14 protein-coding genes and 1 pseudogene are annotated in these 18,118 nt (G+C 43.6%); 7 read left to right on the top strand and 8 right to left on the bottom strand.

The features are described 5' to 3' along the window. Positions 1-89: 89 nt before the first annotated feature. The 3 genes from fliR to C8R11_RS00660 all read left to right on the top strand — a co-directional run bounded on the left by fliR (position 90) and on the right by C8R11_RS00660 (position 4,469). Positions 90-887, top strand: coding sequence for a flagellar biosynthetic protein FliR (gene fliR / locus C8R11_RS00670; RefSeq protein WP_107794019.1), 798 nt, complete (start codon positions 90-92; stop codon positions 885-887). Positions 888-1,153: 266 nt separating this feature from the next. Beyond that, a complete protein-coding gene (locus C8R11_RS00665; RefSeq protein ID WP_219908509.1) occupies positions 1,154-2,926 on the top strand; it encodes a coiled-coil domain-containing protein in 1,773 nt (590 codons plus the stop codon). A 52-nt stretch (positions 2,927-2,978) separates the two neighbouring features. Then, positions 2,979-4,469: a DUF4139 domain-containing protein gene (locus C8R11_RS00660; protein ID WP_107794018.1), complete on the top strand. Its 1,491-nt coding sequence runs from the start codon at positions 2,979-2,981 to the stop codon at positions 4,467-4,469. Between the two features lie 46 nt (positions 4,470-4,515). On the opposite strand, the gene C8R11_RS00655 is transcribed toward C8R11_RS00660, so the two are convergent. Then, on the bottom strand, positions 4,516-6,375 hold the full coding sequence (locus C8R11_RS00655; RefSeq protein ID WP_107794017.1) for an ABC-F family ATP-binding cassette domain-containing protein: 1,860 nt from the start codon (positions 6,373-6,375) through the stop codon (positions 4,516-4,518). Between the two features lie 678 nt (positions 6,376-7,053). Here C8R11_RS00655 and C8R11_RS00650 point away from each other — a divergent pair. Continuing rightward, positions 7,054-7,254 carry a hypothetical protein gene (locus C8R11_RS00650; RefSeq protein WP_146159037.1) on the top strand — a complete coding sequence of 67 codons (201 nt, stop codon included), beginning with the start codon at positions 7,054-7,056 and terminating at the stop codon, positions 7,252-7,254. 67 nt (positions 7,255-7,321) lie between these two features. Here the strand turns inward: C8R11_RS00650 and C8R11_RS00645 are convergent, their stop codons facing one another. From C8R11_RS00645 to C8R11_RS00630, 4 genes are all read right to left on the bottom strand, one after another. Continuing rightward, complete coding sequence (locus tag C8R11_RS00645; RefSeq protein WP_107794015.1) at positions 7,322-7,507, bottom strand: hypothetical protein; 186 nt, start codon at positions 7,505-7,507, stop codon at positions 7,322-7,324. 494 nt (positions 7,508-8,001) lie between these two features. Further along, positions 8,002-9,444 carry a porin gene (locus C8R11_RS00640; RefSeq protein ID WP_107794014.1) on the bottom strand — a complete coding sequence of 481 codons (1,443 nt, stop codon included), beginning with the start codon at positions 9,442-9,444 and terminating at the stop codon, positions 8,002-8,004. Positions 9,445-9,651: 207 nt separating this feature from the next. Continuing rightward, a complete protein-coding gene (locus C8R11_RS00635; RefSeq protein ID WP_244907498.1) occupies positions 9,652-10,899 on the bottom strand; it encodes a glycerophosphodiester phosphodiesterase family protein in 1,248 nt (415 codons plus the stop codon). Positions 10,900-11,034: 135 nt separating this feature from the next. After that, positions 11,035-12,591: an L-lactate permease gene (locus tag C8R11_RS00630; protein WP_219908508.1), complete on the bottom strand. Its 1,557-nt coding sequence runs from the start codon at positions 12,589-12,591 to the stop codon at positions 11,035-11,037. Positions 12,592-12,603: 12 nt separating this feature from the next. Here C8R11_RS00630 and C8R11_RS00625 point away from each other — a divergent pair. After that, positions 12,604-12,815, top strand: a pseudogene (locus C8R11_RS00625) (LUD domain-containing protein). Positions 12,816-12,848: 33 nt separating this feature from the next. On the opposite strand, the gene C8R11_RS00620 reads toward C8R11_RS00625, so the two are convergent. From C8R11_RS00620 to C8R11_RS00610, 3 genes are all read right to left on the bottom strand, one after another. After that, positions 12,849-13,079 (bottom strand): sulfurtransferase TusA family protein, encoded by a 231-nt coding sequence (locus C8R11_RS00620; RefSeq protein WP_090697994.1) that lies wholly within the window; start codon positions 13,077-13,079, stop codon positions 12,849-12,851. Positions 13,080-13,161: 82 nt separating this feature from the next. Next, entirely contained in the window at positions 13,162-13,794 is a 633-nt protein-coding gene (locus tag C8R11_RS00615; RefSeq protein WP_090697992.1) for a response regulator, read from the bottom strand. Continuing rightward, positions 13,791-15,335: a hybrid sensor histidine kinase/response regulator gene (locus C8R11_RS00610; RefSeq protein ID WP_244907497.1), complete on the bottom strand. Its 1,545-nt coding sequence runs from the start codon at positions 15,333-15,335 to the stop codon at positions 13,791-13,793. The genes C8R11_RS00615 and C8R11_RS00610 overlap by 4 nt, the downstream gene beginning before the upstream one ends. Before the next feature lie 860 nt (positions 15,336-16,195). Between C8R11_RS00610 and C8R11_RS16865 the strand changes: the two genes are divergently transcribed. Together C8R11_RS16865 and C8R11_RS00600 are read left to right on the top strand one after the other, a co-directional pair. After that, positions 16,196-17,659: a flagellin gene (locus tag C8R11_RS16865; RefSeq protein ID WP_090697987.1), complete on the top strand. Its 1,464-nt coding sequence runs from the start codon at positions 16,196-16,198 to the stop codon at positions 17,657-17,659. An 86-nt stretch (positions 17,660-17,745) separates the two neighbouring features. Then, positions 17,746-18,117, top strand: coding sequence for a flagellar protein FlaG (locus C8R11_RS00600; RefSeq protein WP_107794012.1), 372 nt, complete (start codon positions 17,746-17,748; stop codon positions 18,115-18,117). The last annotated feature ends 1 nt before the right edge of the window (position 18,118 follow it).

The following is an 18,118-nucleotide window of genomic DNA, read 5'->3' as shown; positions in this document are numbered from 1 at the left end:
AAATCGCTCAAAACCATGCGTGTTATCTGTCATGTCATACAAAGCGGACTGCTTATGCTGTTTATTAATAAACTGATCCGATAAGTTGAATGATCAGCATTACCTCCGCTGAACTGCATGCCGTCATGGCGGCGTTTGTATGGCCACTTTTCAGAGTCATGGCGTTGATTGCCAGCGCGCCCATACTAGGCAACCCAAGTGTACCTGTAAGAGTAAAAATAGGTCTTGCTGTTTTAATTACATTCTTAGTTACACCGACCATTGAAGATCCATTGCCACAAGTTGACCCCTTTTCAGGTGTGGGCCTAATGATCCTGATACAGCAAATGATTATCGGAGTCGCAATCGGACTGGTGATGCGTATCGTTTTTGTTGCAGTCGAGATGGCGGGAGAGATAATCGGTTTGCAAATGGGGCTTGCCTTCGCCATATTCTTTGATCCGCAAAGTTCCGGCCAGGTAGCCCTGGTCGGTCGTTTTCTTGGCATCATCGCAAGTCTGGCATTTCTGGCTATCGACGGTCATTTGCTCATGATCGCCCTGATCGCACAAAGCTTTAATACGCTGCCTATAGGAACCGACGGCATCGCATTCCCGACTTTCAACACGTTGGCAAACTGGGGAAGTGAAATATTCAAATCAGGCCTGCAGCTCGCCCTGCCGGTATTGACAGCCTTATTGATTACTAATTTGGCACTTGGCATCTTGACACGTGCAGCGCCACAATTGAACATTTTTGCCGTCGGTTTTCCGTTAACGCTATCAATAGGATTTTTGATGCTTGCAGTGAGCATCACCTTTTACACACCCATTCTAGAAGCATTAATTCTCGAAGGATTCGAGTTCATGTCAAGCCTTGTCAATCTGGCAGAAATCAAAGTTCCCTGACTTTTATTTTCTGCTATCACCATCATATTTCCCATAACCACAATTCATTGTGTAAAATTACAATAACTTAGCTGTCTTTTAGCACACAATGTATTAGAAAGCTGATTAAAATGAGAAATAAGGTTTTTTTCATCCTTTATCTTCACAGCATCGCTTCTAAAAGCTGATAGAATATTTAATAAATAATCAGTTAGATTAAATTTTGGCTACTTTGTGGGTAACTACTTGACAGAAAAATGACATTCAAGTCCCGTTTAATAAAATCATTGCGAAAAATATCACCGGCTCATGAATCTCCAAACGGTACGGTCACTGACGCACCCGACGATGATTTGTATTTGTTAGATCCACCTAAAACACCTACCCAGCCACTTCAATCTTCTCAACCGGTATCTGCTGCTCCCGTCACTGCTGCCGAAATCGAGCAGGCAATCAAAAGCGAACACAGAGAACGCTTAAGCGCTGAAGATCGCGCAATCAAAGAAGCACAAAAAAGATTAGAAACCGAAACAAAAGCCAGGGTTGCGGCGGAAGCCAGAGCAAGAGCTGAAGCCAATGCACGTATGGCCGCCGAAGAAAGACTAAAGACTGAAACAAAAGCCACAGAGGAAGCCAGGGCACGTGCGCAAGCAGAAACACTTGCCATAAATGAAGCCAATGCTAACAGAGAAAGAGATATTCAGGCCAGACACCTTACTGAAGAAAAACTCAAAACCGAGCAAGAGCTGGCCGTATTGTTGCATACCAAAATCAAAACAGAATCAGCAATAGTAGAGGAAGCACGCGAACGTGCCCGCCAAGAAGCACTCGCACTGGATAAGGTAAATGCCCAACTGATTGCAGAAAAAGAAGCCGCCGAAATTGCACAGACCAGTGCAAAAAAAGCCGAAGAAGCACATCAAACTGCATTGGCTGTTATTGAGGCTGAAACCAGTGCCAGGGAAATAGCGGAAGCAAAAATCCGTGAAAATGAAAAACAGCTGGCTTTAGCCAGCGCTAACGCTGAAGCCGAGAAAAAAGAGTTTGAAGAAAAACAGATACGCACACGCCTGGAAACTGAGTTACAACAACAAATAGCCATGCGTCTGGAGGCTGAAACCAATGCCAGAATAGCAACAGAATCCAAACTACAGGCAGAAGCTGAAGCCACTCAGGCTGCTCTAGAAAAAGCTGAACAGGAATCACAGGCAACAGAAGCTGCTATTGAGGCAAAACGGCGTGCAGAACTGGAAATTGGTTCGCTTGCAGAACGAAAGAAAACAGTTGAAACAGAAGCTGCACAAGCCGCCCAGGCACAGTATGAAGCAGATCAAAAAGCTATCGCAGAAGCGCAGGCACGTATCCAGGCGGATACTGGCGCCAAAAACGCGGCACTAAAAAAAGCAGATGCTGAATCACGCGCACGCGAAGCTGCCGAGGCAAAAACAAAAGCAGATCTATTGGCAGCTGATGAAGCCAGTGCCAAAGCTGACATTGAGCAGCGTCAGCAAGCTGACGCTGAACTTCGTGCGCAAGCCATAGCGGACGCAAAACGGGCTGCGGCAGAACGTCTGGAAACAGAGCAGCAAATTACAGAACTTGCTGTTACCCGGGCACAGGCAAAAATTGCGGCTGCAAATAAAACCAGAATGCTGCTAGAAGCTGAAAAGAAAGTTGCTGAAATGGCCATTGCCAAAGCCAATGCGGAATCTTCCGCGCTGGCAATGATTGAACAACGCATTCAATTAGAAGCAAAAGCGCTTGAGGAAGCGACACAACGGGAAGCAGTCGAGCGCATGGCAAATGAAGCGCTCATTGCACGCTCTGAAGAAAACAAAAAAGCGACTGCAGCGGCAACAGCAAGGTTACGTGCTGCACTGGCAGCATCCGGACATTCTCGCGAACAATCGTCAACACCATTGCAACGCCGTGAAACAACAATAGAATCCGCACCACATACATGTGATCAATCTGATTTCGATACCTTGCCCAATACAGCTGAGAAAAATTTGGAACAATCAGCCAATATTGCAACAACCCGAAAATTACGCAAAGATTAACAGGCTGTAAAAACAGATACAGATATCATCTTTCAGCAACAGAAAAATAGCCATGAAAAAATTTTTGCACAACAAATTTTGCTTTATCAGTTTTAACAATTTTTCAGTCTGGATTGGCCTGATTATACTGTCTACAAGTCATCTGGCACAGGCTGCATCTGCTTCCAATGAAAAAACCGCAACTCCTGACGACCAGATAGAAATAACTATTTCACTCTATCAGCATGATCTTGCATTAATCAAAGATACACGTCGTGTTGCGCTTGACAATGGTAAGAATCACCTGGTTTGGCAGGATGTTTCCGCAAAAATAAAACCGGAAACAGCCTGGATAAGTGACCCAACACATCCAGGTCAAATTCATGTCATTACACAGCATTTTGATCTTGATACACTGTCACCTCAGAAATTACTGGAAAGTCATATAGGAAAGTCGGTCACGGTTATGCACACAAACCCGGTTACCGGAAAAGAACAGAAGGAAACAGCAAGTGTGCTGACAACAAACGGAGGAATCATCCTCAAATTTAGTGATCGCATAGAAACAGGAATACCTGGTCGCCTGGCATTTTCTGAAATACCTGCCAATTTGCGCGACAAACCTGCAATGATGACTTCATTAAATAATCTTGTGCCCCCAGTAAAGGATCTGCAAAATATTCAGTTGACTTATCTTACCCATGGTTTGTCCTGGCAGGCCGACTATATATTAGAACTTGATCCGCATGATCGCCATGCAAATCTTATTGGGCTGGCCACAATTATCAACCAGAGCGGCATTGATTACCCTAATGCCAAGCTGCAATTGATAGCAGGAGATGTCAACCAAGCAAGAACCGACAGAGCACCTGCTGCCAAACGATTAAGAGAATTTGAATCTGTCAGTGCTGCGTACATCACTACGAAAACCGAGCCTCATTTTGAATTGCACCGCTATCCACTGCAGGACCGAACTACTTTGCCTGACAATCAAAGCAAACAAATTGCTTTCATGTCAGCAAATCAAATTCCAGTTGAAAAGAATTTTATTTTGCAAGGACAGAGTCATTATTATTCTAGCCACAATCATCACCTCGAACAAAGACACGCCGTCGAGGTCTTTTTAAATTTTAGTAACACAGACGTTGGGCCGGACGTGTCTTTACCAAAGGGAGTTATACGCGCATACAAACGAGATGCAAACGGAGACCTGCATTTTGTTGGCGAAGATACCGTCCTGCATACGCCTAATAATGGAACCGTACGATTAAAGCTGGGGCATGCATTCGATATTACGGCTGAAAAAAAGCAAACTGATTTCAGAAAAATCCCGTCATCTGACCAGAATACCCGCCAATTCGAAACAGCACATCAGATAAACCTGAGCAATGCAAAAAAAGAAGCGGTCACTGTAATTATTCGCGAACCTATACCCGGTGACTGGACCATGATTTCCGATTCTCAACCGCACAAAAAGATTGCCTCGAATACGGTGGAGTGGCGCCTCAAATTGCCTGCCGAAAGTCATACCGAATTAACTTATCGTGTTCGCACACTATTATAAACACATTAAACATCACGATTTGATTGGGTGAAATGACCCTGTCCAATTACTCTTCCAACGCCATTTCCAGTTCCAGCCACCCTTCTTCCAGCTCGGCGACTTTCTTTTCAAGCGTCGCATGCACTGCACTTAATTGGTCTATCTCCTCGCGCGAGCGGGACGTATAGGTAGCAGGATCGGCCAGTAGACGGTTTATTGCAGCAAGCTCTTTCTGCGTAATGGCCAGGGTTGTTTCCAATTTTGATCGTCTGGATAATAATATTTTTTTATTGGGTTTGGCAGGTAATTTTTGCTTTGTTTTTTCTGCAACAGACTGCGATTGGGTTGCCTCATCACGCGTACGGCGTGCATCAATCCACTTCTTATAATCCTCCAGGTCGCCATCAAATAATTGCACCCGACCGTCTGCCACCAACCACAGTTCATCTGAAACCGCGCGCACCAGGCTGCGATCATGCGAAACCAGTACCACGGCTCCAGCATAGGCTTCCAACGCCAGAGTCAATGCATCGCGCATGTCCAGATCCAGATGATTGGTCGGCTCGTCCAGCAGCAGCAAATGCGGCTTCTTCCATGCAAGCAAGGCCAGTGCCAGACGACTTTTTTCGCCGCCCGAGAAAGTTGCCACCGGTCGGTTCTCAGCCTCGCCGCCCATTCCGAAACGACCCAAAAAAGTACGTAGCGTCAACTCGGTCTGTTTAGGGGCCAATCGCACCATATGCTGTAAGGGCGTAGCATCCGCATCCAGATTGTCCAGCTGGTGCTGGGCAAAATAGCCAATACTGATATCGGGCGCAAATTCCACAGTCCCAGAAACAGGTGTGATTTCACCGGTCAGCAGTTTGATCAAGGTAGACTTACCCGCACCGTTCGGACCCATTAGCGCAATCCGCGCACCCGCCTGCAATACCAATTGAACATTCTCCAGCAACGGGTTCTCCTCCTCATATCCAAAACTGACATGATTAACCCGCAGCAACACATCCGGACTTCGTTCGGGTGCATCAATCTGTAATTCAAAATACCCATTCTCAACATGCGCAGGCGCTAACCGTGTTAACCTTTCCAATGCTTTAATACGGCTTTGTGCCTGTTTGGCTTTGGTCGCTTTGGCACGAAAACGACGCACAAAATCTTCCATATGCGCGATCTGCTTCTGTTGTTGCTGATGCGCCTGTGCCTGCTGCTGAAAACGCTCAGCACGCGCACGCTCGAATGCATCATAGTTACCCGTATATAGTTCGATTTTATGATTGTTTATATGTGCAACACAATTCACACAGGCGTTTAGAAACTCCCTGTCATGCGATACAACTATAAAACTACCCGGGTAGCGCGCCAGATACTGTTCCAGCCAGAGTATTGCTTCCAGATCCAGATGATTAGTCGGTTCATCGAGCAGCAGCAGATCGGCCCGGTACATCAGCGCACGCGCCAGATTCAGCCGCATGCGCCATCCACCGGAAAACTGACTGACAGATTGATTCAATGCATCATTAGCAAAACCGAGCCCATTGAGCAATTGTGCTGCACGCGCATGTGCGCCATAACCGTCAATCATCTCATAACGCTGTTGGGCATCAAACCAGGCTGCATCATGCTCCGCTTGCGCCAGTATTTTCTCCAGTCGGCGCAGTACAATATCGCCATCAAGTACAAACTCAATAGCTGACTGACTTGAACTGATAATTTCCTGTTCTACAAACGCAATTGTTTTTCCTGCCTGCAAAGACATTTCTCCGGTATCCGGCTTTGCTGCACCGCGAATCAGACGAAACAACGTTGATTTCCCACAGCCATTCTTACCAACCAATCCCACCCGCTGACCTGAAAAAATTTGCAGGTTGCAATTTTGTAACAGTGGCGTTCCACCTTGTAGATAAGTCAGTGATCGGATATTCAGCATACAGTCTAGAAACTCAATAAACAGGAACTTTAATTGAAAAAGCTGACAAAACGATGATGATTTAACCATTCGTTCAGTTAAGGCCAGCGCAACGCAATGAACAAAAAAATGAATATTACCAGTCATATGAATGACACAATTCTGTCAATTATAAAATGATAAACAACAGGGGTTTACCACGTTTACTTCACTTACTGGTTCAATTTCTCAAACTTCTCCAAGCCTAATAAACGCAATTTTAATTCAAAAACTACTTGACAACTAAAAATCATCCACATTTTTGAAAAAATTACCAGATGATCTGGCTTAAACCCACATGAGCATTGACATCAATATAACCGTATGATTTTTATTATCATTTTAATCGTCTAAAAATTAATCGAATTAAAAAAAATCGTTATGTACAATTAAGTTAATAGCAAAACTTACAACCTATCCACAAAGTTATCCACAAATTTTGTGGACAAACCATTTCACCCCTGAAAGTCAGCTAATTACAAAAACAAAAACGATCCAAAGAAAGCATTGATAGCTGACAAATGTACATTTTGAATCTGTTTCAACACCGCAATGGTAGCGCTAAAGTTTTCAACAATCTGGCAGGGACAGAATCAAAATTTAAGAACGGGCGTACTTGAACACATCGTTTTTTATGTTGGATTTTACCAGAATCGGCAGGTGCCGATTGAAGACAACATTGTTACGCAGGAGAATATTAAAAATTTGGCAGCCAGATTTGATGAAGCGGTAAAAAGCCGCCTTAGTGTCTGCCGTGCCAGCCGCGTTCAAGAAATGCTATCAGCTGAGCATTACGGGAGGTTTTTAAGAAAAGAAATGATTTTATTTTATGCTATATCCCTTCACCCCCACCCGTACTAGCAGGCGGCAATTATAAGAATAAATAGCTCTGATGCATGGCTACAATATTTCAATTGTTATCTGGTTATTATTCATGATCGTAAGGGTAACCTTTGTTATCGGTTGAAGAAGTTGCAATGATGCCATGATCATTATTTGAATACTTAATGCTTTCAGTTGCCTTACCCGTTGCGAAGAACAAGAAGGCAGAAAGAGTACCTGCATAGAAAACCAGTGTAACAACACTTCCAATAAATTCACGCTTAATTAACATGAAAAAACTCCTTCTAAATTTGTACATTCGATAGAGCTGTTAACTGGCACAAAGTCATATTTACAAAATCAACGTAAAAAAACTAAAATTGATTGCATGCCCATACATAAATGATGTTGCATCAGTATTGATGCATATCATAAAAACAGTCCATCAATTAAAAGTGAGACGGCAATATATCGAGGAAATTATCAATAACTGCTTTCTAAGAACGTTTACAATAATAGTATTAATCGAGTATTGTAGATTTATTAAAAAAAGGGATAATTCGACTTCTTCTCAGTGAAGTAGCATCTAAGCTATGATGCGGAAACCACATTTTTAAACATGGCGCAACTACAACTCTCAATCAGGCTCAATAACAGATAACTTACAACCGGCAACGCTCACTATTGCAAATGATGTGTCTGATTAGATCGAATTAATACACATAAAAAGCTCCGCCTCACCGCGTTTTAAGCATTTATTTTGACCCAATAGATCACGCAACCATGCTAAAACGTTAAATCCCATTGCAACCAGAATCGATGGTCGGATTGATTTTGAACGATCAAGTGGCTGACTTGAAAATTTAGTTTGTTTAAGTGGCCATTAATGAAATAAGTCATGACACCACTGATTTCTTCCTGTAAGTCGTTATTCAACCTTGCATCAGGATCCACGAATGCATATCGTCCGGCAAACTCCAGATTCCTGGGTATAGACGGAATAATGTAGTGAGGGAAATAACCTGCTTGAATTAACCCGCCCAAAAGATTAGTCTCTCTGGCAGAATCGTATTGACCTTTAAGTGTATCGATAATTTCTTTCCAGTGCATTTCATGTTGCAGTGAAAAACCTCGCCATTTGAAACGCACTTCTTCCATCATCTGGTTGATACGGTATTGTCCATCCTGTCCTGCTTCGAATCCGGGCAAATCGCGGCAACTTCGGTTATCGGTCTGAAATGCTGTACATTTACTTCGATTTGTCGCGGCTGCAAAAGCAAAACTGAGTGCCGGTTTCTCATGAAATTCAAGGTCGGACTGGGAAAATGGTAATTCTCCTCCAAGCGCATTCCATTGGATTCGTCCAGAATACATCATATGATCGTCATCATTACTGCCCTCTCCCACTCCCAGACCGGAAAAAACACCTGCAAAATAACTGATATCATACCAATAACCGGGAAATAAATTACCGAATATCTGCACACCCTGCTGCCGATCAACAGTAAATATATCATTGACGATAGAACGATTTACGAACTGCTGACTGGCGGAAGAAGTGACACGTTCATCGTTATATATAACTTTTCCGCGACCAGCCCACACTCTGGCCCATTTAAATTTGTCTATAGTCAAATTTAAATCACGCAAGACAGGCTGAGACCAATCATATTGCAGGTAATATTTCAGCCAAGGCCTATAGGCATGTCCCCTAAGTCTCGTACGCGCACGGCGGATTCTGAATGAACTTTCCTCACGTTCAAGGTCGTCAATTGAACGCGGATCACTGTCAAAAGGATTGGAATATCGGGTTTGTATCCTGTTCTGAATCGCTAAAGAAAACTTGTTATCGTCAGTTCTAAATTCAAAACCATTCTTGCCATAGCTTAAGTTTGCGTGCGCACTCTGCGGTTTAGATTCTGTTACTTCAGGTTTTTCCGAAGTTTGAGTGAGCGTGATTTCTTGCTTTTTTGCTGCTTCAATATCACCAGACACTGTAGGCCCTGATATAGATGCAGACTCTAATGCAGATTCTAATTTTTCGAGTCGTTCCAGTTTCTCGTCAAGCGCCTTCAGTTTAGCATCAAGACGCTTTTCAATGGCAAGCAGCTCCTGTTTTAAAAGCGCTGGATTTTTTAACTCAGCCGATGATACGTAACCAGCAACGAGGCTTAACTGCCCAAAAATGATTACGTAAAACACCATCAAGAAACAATATTTTACACTCATAACTGCACACTTTTACATTATCAAATGCAATAATTATGACAGTTTTGTTACATTTTTATGACAATGTCATGGTATTAAGCACCCCTCTCCCTATAAAATATATACGCTCAAATCAGAACGAGCACTATATCGTTTTAAATACAGCCGGCTGAAAAAATAGGACAAAAGTGAAATTCGTCAAACTGTTGCGGCGTAATAATCGAGGGATTATTTCAAATTCATACAATTAGCATAGTAAGTAGTTGTTGCGGGCCAGTCAGAGAAAATGCCAGCGACGCCGACGTCTCTCGCCAACACATGCAAGGCATTCAACATATCGCTATCGTTGTTGATGACGTTGTCGGGATCAACTGGATTCGGGTTCTGACCATTCAGTGTCTGGAAATACCAGCCGCCTATGCTTTTCGACGAACCGTCGCGTTCAAAAGTCCAGGTAATAATATCCAATCCGGCGTCTCTGGCAGATTTTGCATAGCGTGAGGGAACAATCTGTCCGCCTTCGATTTCCAGCAGCATCCACATGGGCGGCGCGATAACCTGTATCCCGTTACCGACCAGTTGTTCCATCGAAGGTGACCAGGTTGCGGGGTTGCGATGGTCAAAGACCGGGTCGTCATAACGGCCGTCAAGGTAAACGGCCTGTGTGCCAAAATCCGGATCGTTTTGAATCCAGTACAATACATCGTTAATATTGAATGACTGCACCCATACTTTTGAAGCTCGCACTCCGGCTTCCCTGTATTCATCAATCATTTTCCGGGCGTAATCTTCCTGGGAGAATCCGTCGAAGGGCATTGGAACGTTCGGGGATTTCAGTTCCGGTGTCATTTTTACGCCCAGCTTCAGGAACAGCGCGATACTTTCCTTATGGGTTAACAAAGTACCGCGCGCTGCATACAGATCCGTTCTCCAGTCAGCTGTGCCTTCCATATAATCGGCAACTGTAGTGGCGCGCGGATTGGAAGCATCCATTTTGCCTTTGAGCGATCTGAATTCAGCCAGCGTAATATCACTGGTGCAGCACTGCACGCTGGCGGGTGTTATCAGATTGCCATTCGCGTCAAAAACTGCGGGCTGAAACGGCACCGAGCATTTATCTGCCAGTGTGGTTTGCAGAATGTCGGTCGTGGTATGCAGATCGCATTGCGAATGACGGCAAACCAATTCCTTATCCTGAGTGAAAGTCACATCACACTCGATAATGCCAGCACCCATTCTGGCAGCAGCTTGATAGGATTCCCGGGTATGCTCCGGATAATGCCTAGGCGCGCCACGATGCCCGATGGAAAAATCGGAGCGTTTGAACATATTGGCTAAATCGGACGCACATCTTTCCAATTTTTCCTTCAATGGACTATGGTCCATATTACGGATCAAAAACAATGGGCGAGCACCTGGCCGCACAAGGCTTATCGACTTTTTTTCGTAGCTTTTGACGGAAATATCTTCTGTCATATGCAAATTGGCACAGCTCGTTACAAATAACAACATAACAATCGTAACCGAAACGGTCACAATAAAATGATTGCCGCAACGAACAGGTTTATAATAATTTTTCTGAGTGATCAATGCTTGTTTTTACCTGGCCTATCAAATTGGCGAAACTAATGAACAGTAGCCAAAGTGATTACACCCGCTGTAAACAAATAATACAACGTTGGAATACTGTTCATCCGGATAATGCTTCCTTCGCGACCTAACAAACCCACTGTCGCCAGAGGCTGCAACTACATTATGAATGGCAATCATATTACCTGCCGCGGCGCCAACTGCTTGTGCGGCGACCAGCAAGCCACCCGACACTCCAATCAACTGTGCCGTATCAAACTGTAATTGCGCCAGCATCAAGTTAGATACCGAATCGGAGCCGGCAATAAACGCACCCAAGGCGCCTACTGTCGGTGCAAAAAACGGATAGATATCTCCCAAATTTCCGGCAACAAGTTGCGCCATGACTTGTGGCATTGAAGGCAGATTTTCCAGATTGACATCAGAATTGATCAAAATACGCACCATCGGTATGGTGAACACCAGTACAAATCCCGCTCCAAGCACCGTATGTGTAGCTTCTTTCAAGGCAGCTCTGAATACTGGAAATTGCATACGGTTAAGTAAACATGTCGCCAACACAACCAGATTCATAATACCGCCCGGCAAATACAGAAACTGGATGTTTCCGGAAATGTCCTGTTCACCGAGAATACCAACCCAGTCCAGTGTCAGATGAGTGCTCAGAAACACTTTCACATCTATACTGATGCAGGACAGCACCAGCATGGCAGCCAAAAACACATAGGGAAGCCATGCCAATCCAATAGAAACCGGCGAGTAGGCGGTCAGATTTTCCAGTCTGATTTCGACGCTGCCCATCCACGCCGCCGGCCAGTCTTTTGCAGCAGAAAAATTCCATTGTTGTTGTGGTATCAGAAAACCTGAACGGGCAGCAGGCGCGAGTGCCAGTCCTTCCAACCAGGATTTATTACTGCCGAGAAACCGCGTCAACATCATGCACATGAGCAGCGGCATCAACACACCGGATATTGCGTGGATTATGGTGACTTCTGCTGTAACAAGACGATAGAATCCATCCCAACTGGAACCTTCGGCAAGCAGCTTTTCAGATATGTTTATTTTATCCAATCCATCGATGTCACCAGCAACAATCAGCGTGCCCACCGCACCAAACGATACCGGTGTGGACGGCACCATCATGCCAGCCATCACCGCTGCCATTGCGGGAAAACCAAGCGCCACAAGCAAGGAAGCAATAATCGCTGCGGACGTACCAAATCCAGAAGCGCCTTCGATAAAGCAACCGAATAGCCATGCTACAATAATCACTTGTACACGGCGATCAGGAATGATATTGGAAAAGCTGTGCCGAATCGTGGCAATTGCACCGGAATACTTCAGGGTATTCAATAATAAAACAGCACCAAAAATAACCCACAGAATCGAAACCGCCAAAATCAAACCCTGCAATGTGGATGCAATTACGCGATTAATAGTCATTTCCCACGTAAAAAATGCAATTATTACTGTCGCAACAAGCACCAGCGGTATAGCCTGCCGCACTAACCAGTTCAGTCCCACCAATATGAGGGCATTGCAGAAACAGGCACGTTGATCTTGTGGCCTGATGCGCATGAGCCGCGTTTAATGTCGCTGGTACCGCCTGTACATATTGCTTTACTGGAAAAGTCCAGAATTTACAGTACATTCGTCGAAGCAGTAGAAGTACAAGGCTGGGAAAAACAGAATTACCGGCAAATATACTTTTGGTTTCGGGTCCTTCCAAATCGGCCGATATTGAGCAGACAATGACTTATGGCGTACATGGACCCAAAGAATTGGTGGTCATCTTACTATGAGCTAAAGATAATTGTTTATTTTCATTACAAAAATTATCTTTTCTTCAGAAAAAAAACAAATTCCATGCCGATCTCTGACATTGATAACAAAGTATTCCCTGTTTGCTCAGCAAAAACCTGAAAGTCAATCTCAGCACCAGGGTCCGTAGCGACAATTTTCAAAACCTGCCCACTGACCATGGCCGCAAGTGATTGTTTAGTGCGTAGGATAGGCAATGGACAAACCAGCCCACGCGCATCGAGTTCTTGATCAAATTTCTGCATTTCTTGTTATGTACATTTCCAAGTGCAGCTTTCAAAGCTTATTAGAATTTACAGACATAATCTGTACTAGCCTTCAACAACTTCAATCCACCAGCTTGTTTTTTATAGCATAGCGTATTAATTCCGAATTATTATTTAATTTAAGCTTTTCTAAAATGCGAGCACGATAAACACTTACAGTTTTGGGACTTAGAAACAGTTCTGCAGAAATATCTGATAAGGTTTTCCCCGATGCAATAAGACATAGCGTCTGGAATTCACGATCAGATAGTATGGTGTATAGCGGTTGATCGCTATCAGAGTTGATTGAGTTTGCAAGCTCTTGGGCTACAGCCGGACTGACATATTTATCACCGGATGCAACTTGACGAATAGCAATCACCAGTTGAGCAGGTGCGCTTTGTTTATTCAAATATCCCGCAGCACCTGCTTTTAAGGCACGAATGGCAAATTCATGTTCATTATGCATGCTCAAAACCAAAACTGCCAAATTCGGTTTATCTTTCTTTATCTGCTTTAATACTTCTATTCCATTCCTGTCTGGCAGTGAAATATCAAGCAACATGACGTCAAAATCATGATGACGAACAATCTTGATTGCCTGAAATCCTGTCTCAGCTTCACCAGTTACTCTGATATCCTCTGTTTCGTTCAATATCTGTTTCAAACCCTGGCGAACAATTGCATGATCGTCAGCGATCATCACATGGATCATTGTTTTCTCCGGCTATCGATTTTTACGAAACTATTTTGACCAGCGTCATGCCCGGTTCCAAAATTTTCTGCCAGATCATCTATGTACAGCGGCTTCACCTCTTGAATCGGTATTAAAATACTCGCTTTGGTTCCTTTGTCCTGCTGACCGGAGATATTAAAACTTCCCTTTAATTGCTGACAACGCTCGCGCATTCCTCTAATACCGAATGAATCTTGCTTCTCCATATCTTGTTGATTGATTCCACGGCCATTATCGAGTACTTCCAGCACGATTTTTCCTTCAGATTCTGCAAGTGTGACCCAGACATCAGTCGCCTGCGCATGTTTGGATATATTAGTTAATATTTCTTGAAAAATACGGAAAATTGCGACCGACAAATCCGAATCCAGCAAAATTTCTTCCTTATCACATGAAACATGGGCCGTAATGCCCGTACGCCGGCCAAATTCTTTAGCCTGCCACTGGACGGCCGCCACAATTCCAAAATCAAGTATCCCAGGCCGAAGATCTAGAGATATCCTTCGTGTACTGTCAATTACATGGTCTACTAAACCTTCTATTAATGCTGCTTTCTTTTCATAAAAAGTACTGGGCCGTGGCGTGGAATCCATACAAGGCACCAGCTCACATTTTATGGCGGTTAATGTGCCACCAATATCATCATGAATCTCGCGCGCAATGCGCGCACGCTCATGTTCTTTGACTTTTTGCAAATAAGAAGACAATTCAGCCAATTGCTCTCGGGAATAAGCAATTTCTCTTTCGGCTAATTTATTCCGGGTAATATTAATCATAATACCACCCCATAAAATACCCCCATCGGCAGCCATTCTCGGTGTTGCCCGAAGACTGATCCACTTAATATCGGCATCACCCTTGACTTGAATACGCCCTTCCCAATTTAATGTAGAGAGCTTTTCAGCTGAAACTTGTAGTAATCGCTCATAATTTTTTTTATCATCAGGCAAAATCAGCCGCGCAAACAATGACGCGTTTGACATCAATGTGTGCGGCGACAACCCCAACAATGTTTCGGAAGCACTACTCACATAAGGAAAGCTTTCATTTTGATCAGGCGCCAGCAAAAACTGAAAAACCACACCGGGGAGATTGGTTGTAATTGCACGAAAACGCGCTTCACTTTTTTGCAGTGCAACTTGTGTAATATTAATACGTCGATTATTTTCCGCCGCTTTTAAGCTACGACGAATAATTGGTGCAAGTCTGGCCAGATTCTTTTTTACAATGAAATCACACACTCCCTTTTCCATCAGAGAGATAGCCGCTTCTTCATTGTCTTGTTCTGATAAAACAATCAATGGAACGTCATGACCACGATCCAACAATAGGTGCAGAATCTCATCGACACCCAACTGCTGCAAATTAGCATTTGATAGCACAACATCCCAAACATTTGTTCTAAGTGCGTCGCGTAATTCATGCGCGGTATTTACCCGCTTATAATTCAATTGCAACCCACTTTTCACAAGCGCATCATGTATTAAATCTGCATCAGCGGCAGAGTTTTCAACTATCAAAATCTTCAGAACTCTTTTTTTGATCACTCAAATCCCAACTATATCTTGATTCAAATCAAACTTATCACCATTAATAATTACATAACCCTATGAACAACAGACTAATTGAGTTAAGTTGGCCAGCTAAAAGAAGCCACTTTGCAGTATTATAGTCCAACTCTTTCTTATCCATAAACGCCTGATTTTCTATTTCTTAGCCACACAGGGGTTTTACAAAGCTGACCGAGGAGCTGCCCAAAACTGCCATGTAAGCTCTAAGTGTGGTGGTTTTATCTTTTCCGTCATCTGACCTTCGGCCATACAAAATATCCTTAAACACACAAAAATATCTATCTCCGTATTATTTTTCCTCAGATGAACAAATTTCAAAACAGATTACTCAAACCGTTTGATCTTTATTTGGACTAGTCACCGCGTTTGGTAATGACATCTACGAAGTACAATCGACAGTATATACACATAATAAGTCCGAATCACCACACTCTCCTATAGATCTGCTTTCAATTGATTACCGTTTCTGCCGAAGCAACTCCCTTGCTCCTTCGGCTATTCCCCTTTTAGGTTTTGTATCAATAATTCGGTGAAATGGTATTCAATCTGACAAACCATATAGACTCCATATCTATAGCCCATATTACTCCACCAGCATGAAATATTCTCTCATCTTAACCAGTAGTTACAATCCGATGATAATGGAAAAGACTTTCAAAAATTGGTCTAAAAAAAATAAAAGCCCTTAACTTTCCAAAAAGTCAACCGATTACAGCTACAACGATGGTTAACTACCTCTTAAAGCGCAGGATTAAGCCACCGTAAAGGATTTAAACCACATATAAAGCATTTAAATAAGGAGAAACCAAATGCCACAAACAATTAACTCAAATATTGCATCACTGAACGCTCAACGCAACCTGAATATGTCACAAACTTCCCTCAACACTTCTCTGGAACGTTTGTCTTCCGGCCTTAGAATTAACAGTGCTAAAGATGATTCTGCAGGTCTAGCTATTTCTGAAAGAATGACTTCGCAAATTCGCGGTCTTAACCAGGCTGTACGTAATGCTAATGACGGCATTTCACTGGCACAGACCGCAGAAGGTGCAATGAATGAAATTGGCAACAACTTACAACGTATCCGCGAATTGTCCATCCAGTCAGCGAATGCCACCAACAGCGCCAGTGACCGCGCAGCACTGCAAGCTGAAGTTTCGCAATTAACCTCAGAGATCACACGTGTTGCAAGTCAAACACAGTTCAATGGCACAAACCTGCTGGATGGTTCATTTTTGAACCAGAGCTTTCAGGTTGGCGCCAATGCAAACCAAACGATTGATGTTACCTCAATCGGTGATTCACGTTCTACAGCATTAGGCAGCAACATTCTATCAACGAATGGCACCGCAATGGGAACCGCAACTGCTGCGGCAGCTGATGTTTCAGGTGGCAACGGTGTTCTTGTAGAAGCTGACCTGGTAATCACAACGAACAAAGGCGCAACCGGCGCAATTAGTTATGCAGTAGGATCTGACGCCAAAACAATCGCTGCTGCGATTAATTCTGCCGGAGCAAGCGTTGGCGTCACCGCAACAGCCAGCAATAGTGCCACACTGGGCAGCATTGGCTCTGCAGGCACTGTTACAATGACTTTAAATGGCAATTCCATCTCCGCAAATGTAACAGACACTTCCGATTTAAGCGGTTTGGCCTCAGCTATTAATGGCTTACAGTCTCTTACCGGAGTTACTGCCTCGTTTGCAGATCCCACTAACAAATCAGCAATAACATTAACAACAACTGACGGACGAGATATTTCACTGCAAGATTTCAATAATTCCGGCGCAACGAAGACTGCTGATTTCACCGCTGGTGTTACCACAAGAACATTAACTGGTGGCGCAGCAACTGATTCAGCAATTGCTACCGGTACTGTTGAACTTACAAGTTCTGCTGGACAAATTACTGTAGGCAACGGAAATGCTGATGTTTTTGGTGCTTCGACCAGTGCGTTTAATTCAGTTGCCACAGTGGACATCACATCGGCGTCAGGCGCACAAACAGCGATTAGAACTCTGGATGCTGCATTAGCTCAAATTAACAGCTCACGCGGCGATCTGGGTGCGATTCAGAATCGTTTTTCTTCAGCAATCGCAAATCTGCAAACAACTTCTGAAAATCTGTCTGCATCACGCAGCCGCATTCAGGATGCCGATTTTGCTGCAGAAACAGCCAATATGACACGTGGACAAATTCTGCAACAAGCGGGCACTGCGATTCTGGCACAAGCTAACTCATTACCCAACAACGTTCTTTCTCTTTTACGTTAAGAAAACGGGTATCAAAACTTAGATATGAAACGCGAAATTCTCAAATCGATAATTTCGCGTTTTTTTAAACTTAAGGAGTTATAAACATGGCAATAAATCATATAAATGATACAGCAGGCAGTTTCCTGCAGCCGTTGCTTACATTGCCAGTCTCGCAAAATTCGCAAACAAACAGTAATAAAATTGTATCTTCAGAATCAACTAATCTTGCCAGTATCGAACAAAACTCCAACTCGGATAAACATATCGAACAGGCCATTGAAAAGATACAAGAAACTGTCAATAACATGGCACAAAACCTGCGTTTTTCTATAGATGAGGACACAGGCAAAACTGTTATTAAAGTAATGGATGCGCAAACACAGGAATTAATCAGGCAAATTCCGTCACAAGAAGCTATCTCCATTGCACGAACACTGGATAAAGTCCAAGGCTTGCTATTAGACGACGAAGCCTGAA

The organism is Nitrosomonas aestuarii, from assembly GCF_003046585.1.
Classification (GTDB): domain Bacteria; phylum Pseudomonadota; class Gammaproteobacteria; order Burkholderiales; family Nitrosomonadaceae; genus Nitrosomonas; species Nitrosomonas aestuarii.
The sequence above is the reverse complement of the archived record's forward strand: the minus strand, read 5'-3'. Positions and strand labels throughout refer to the sequence as shown.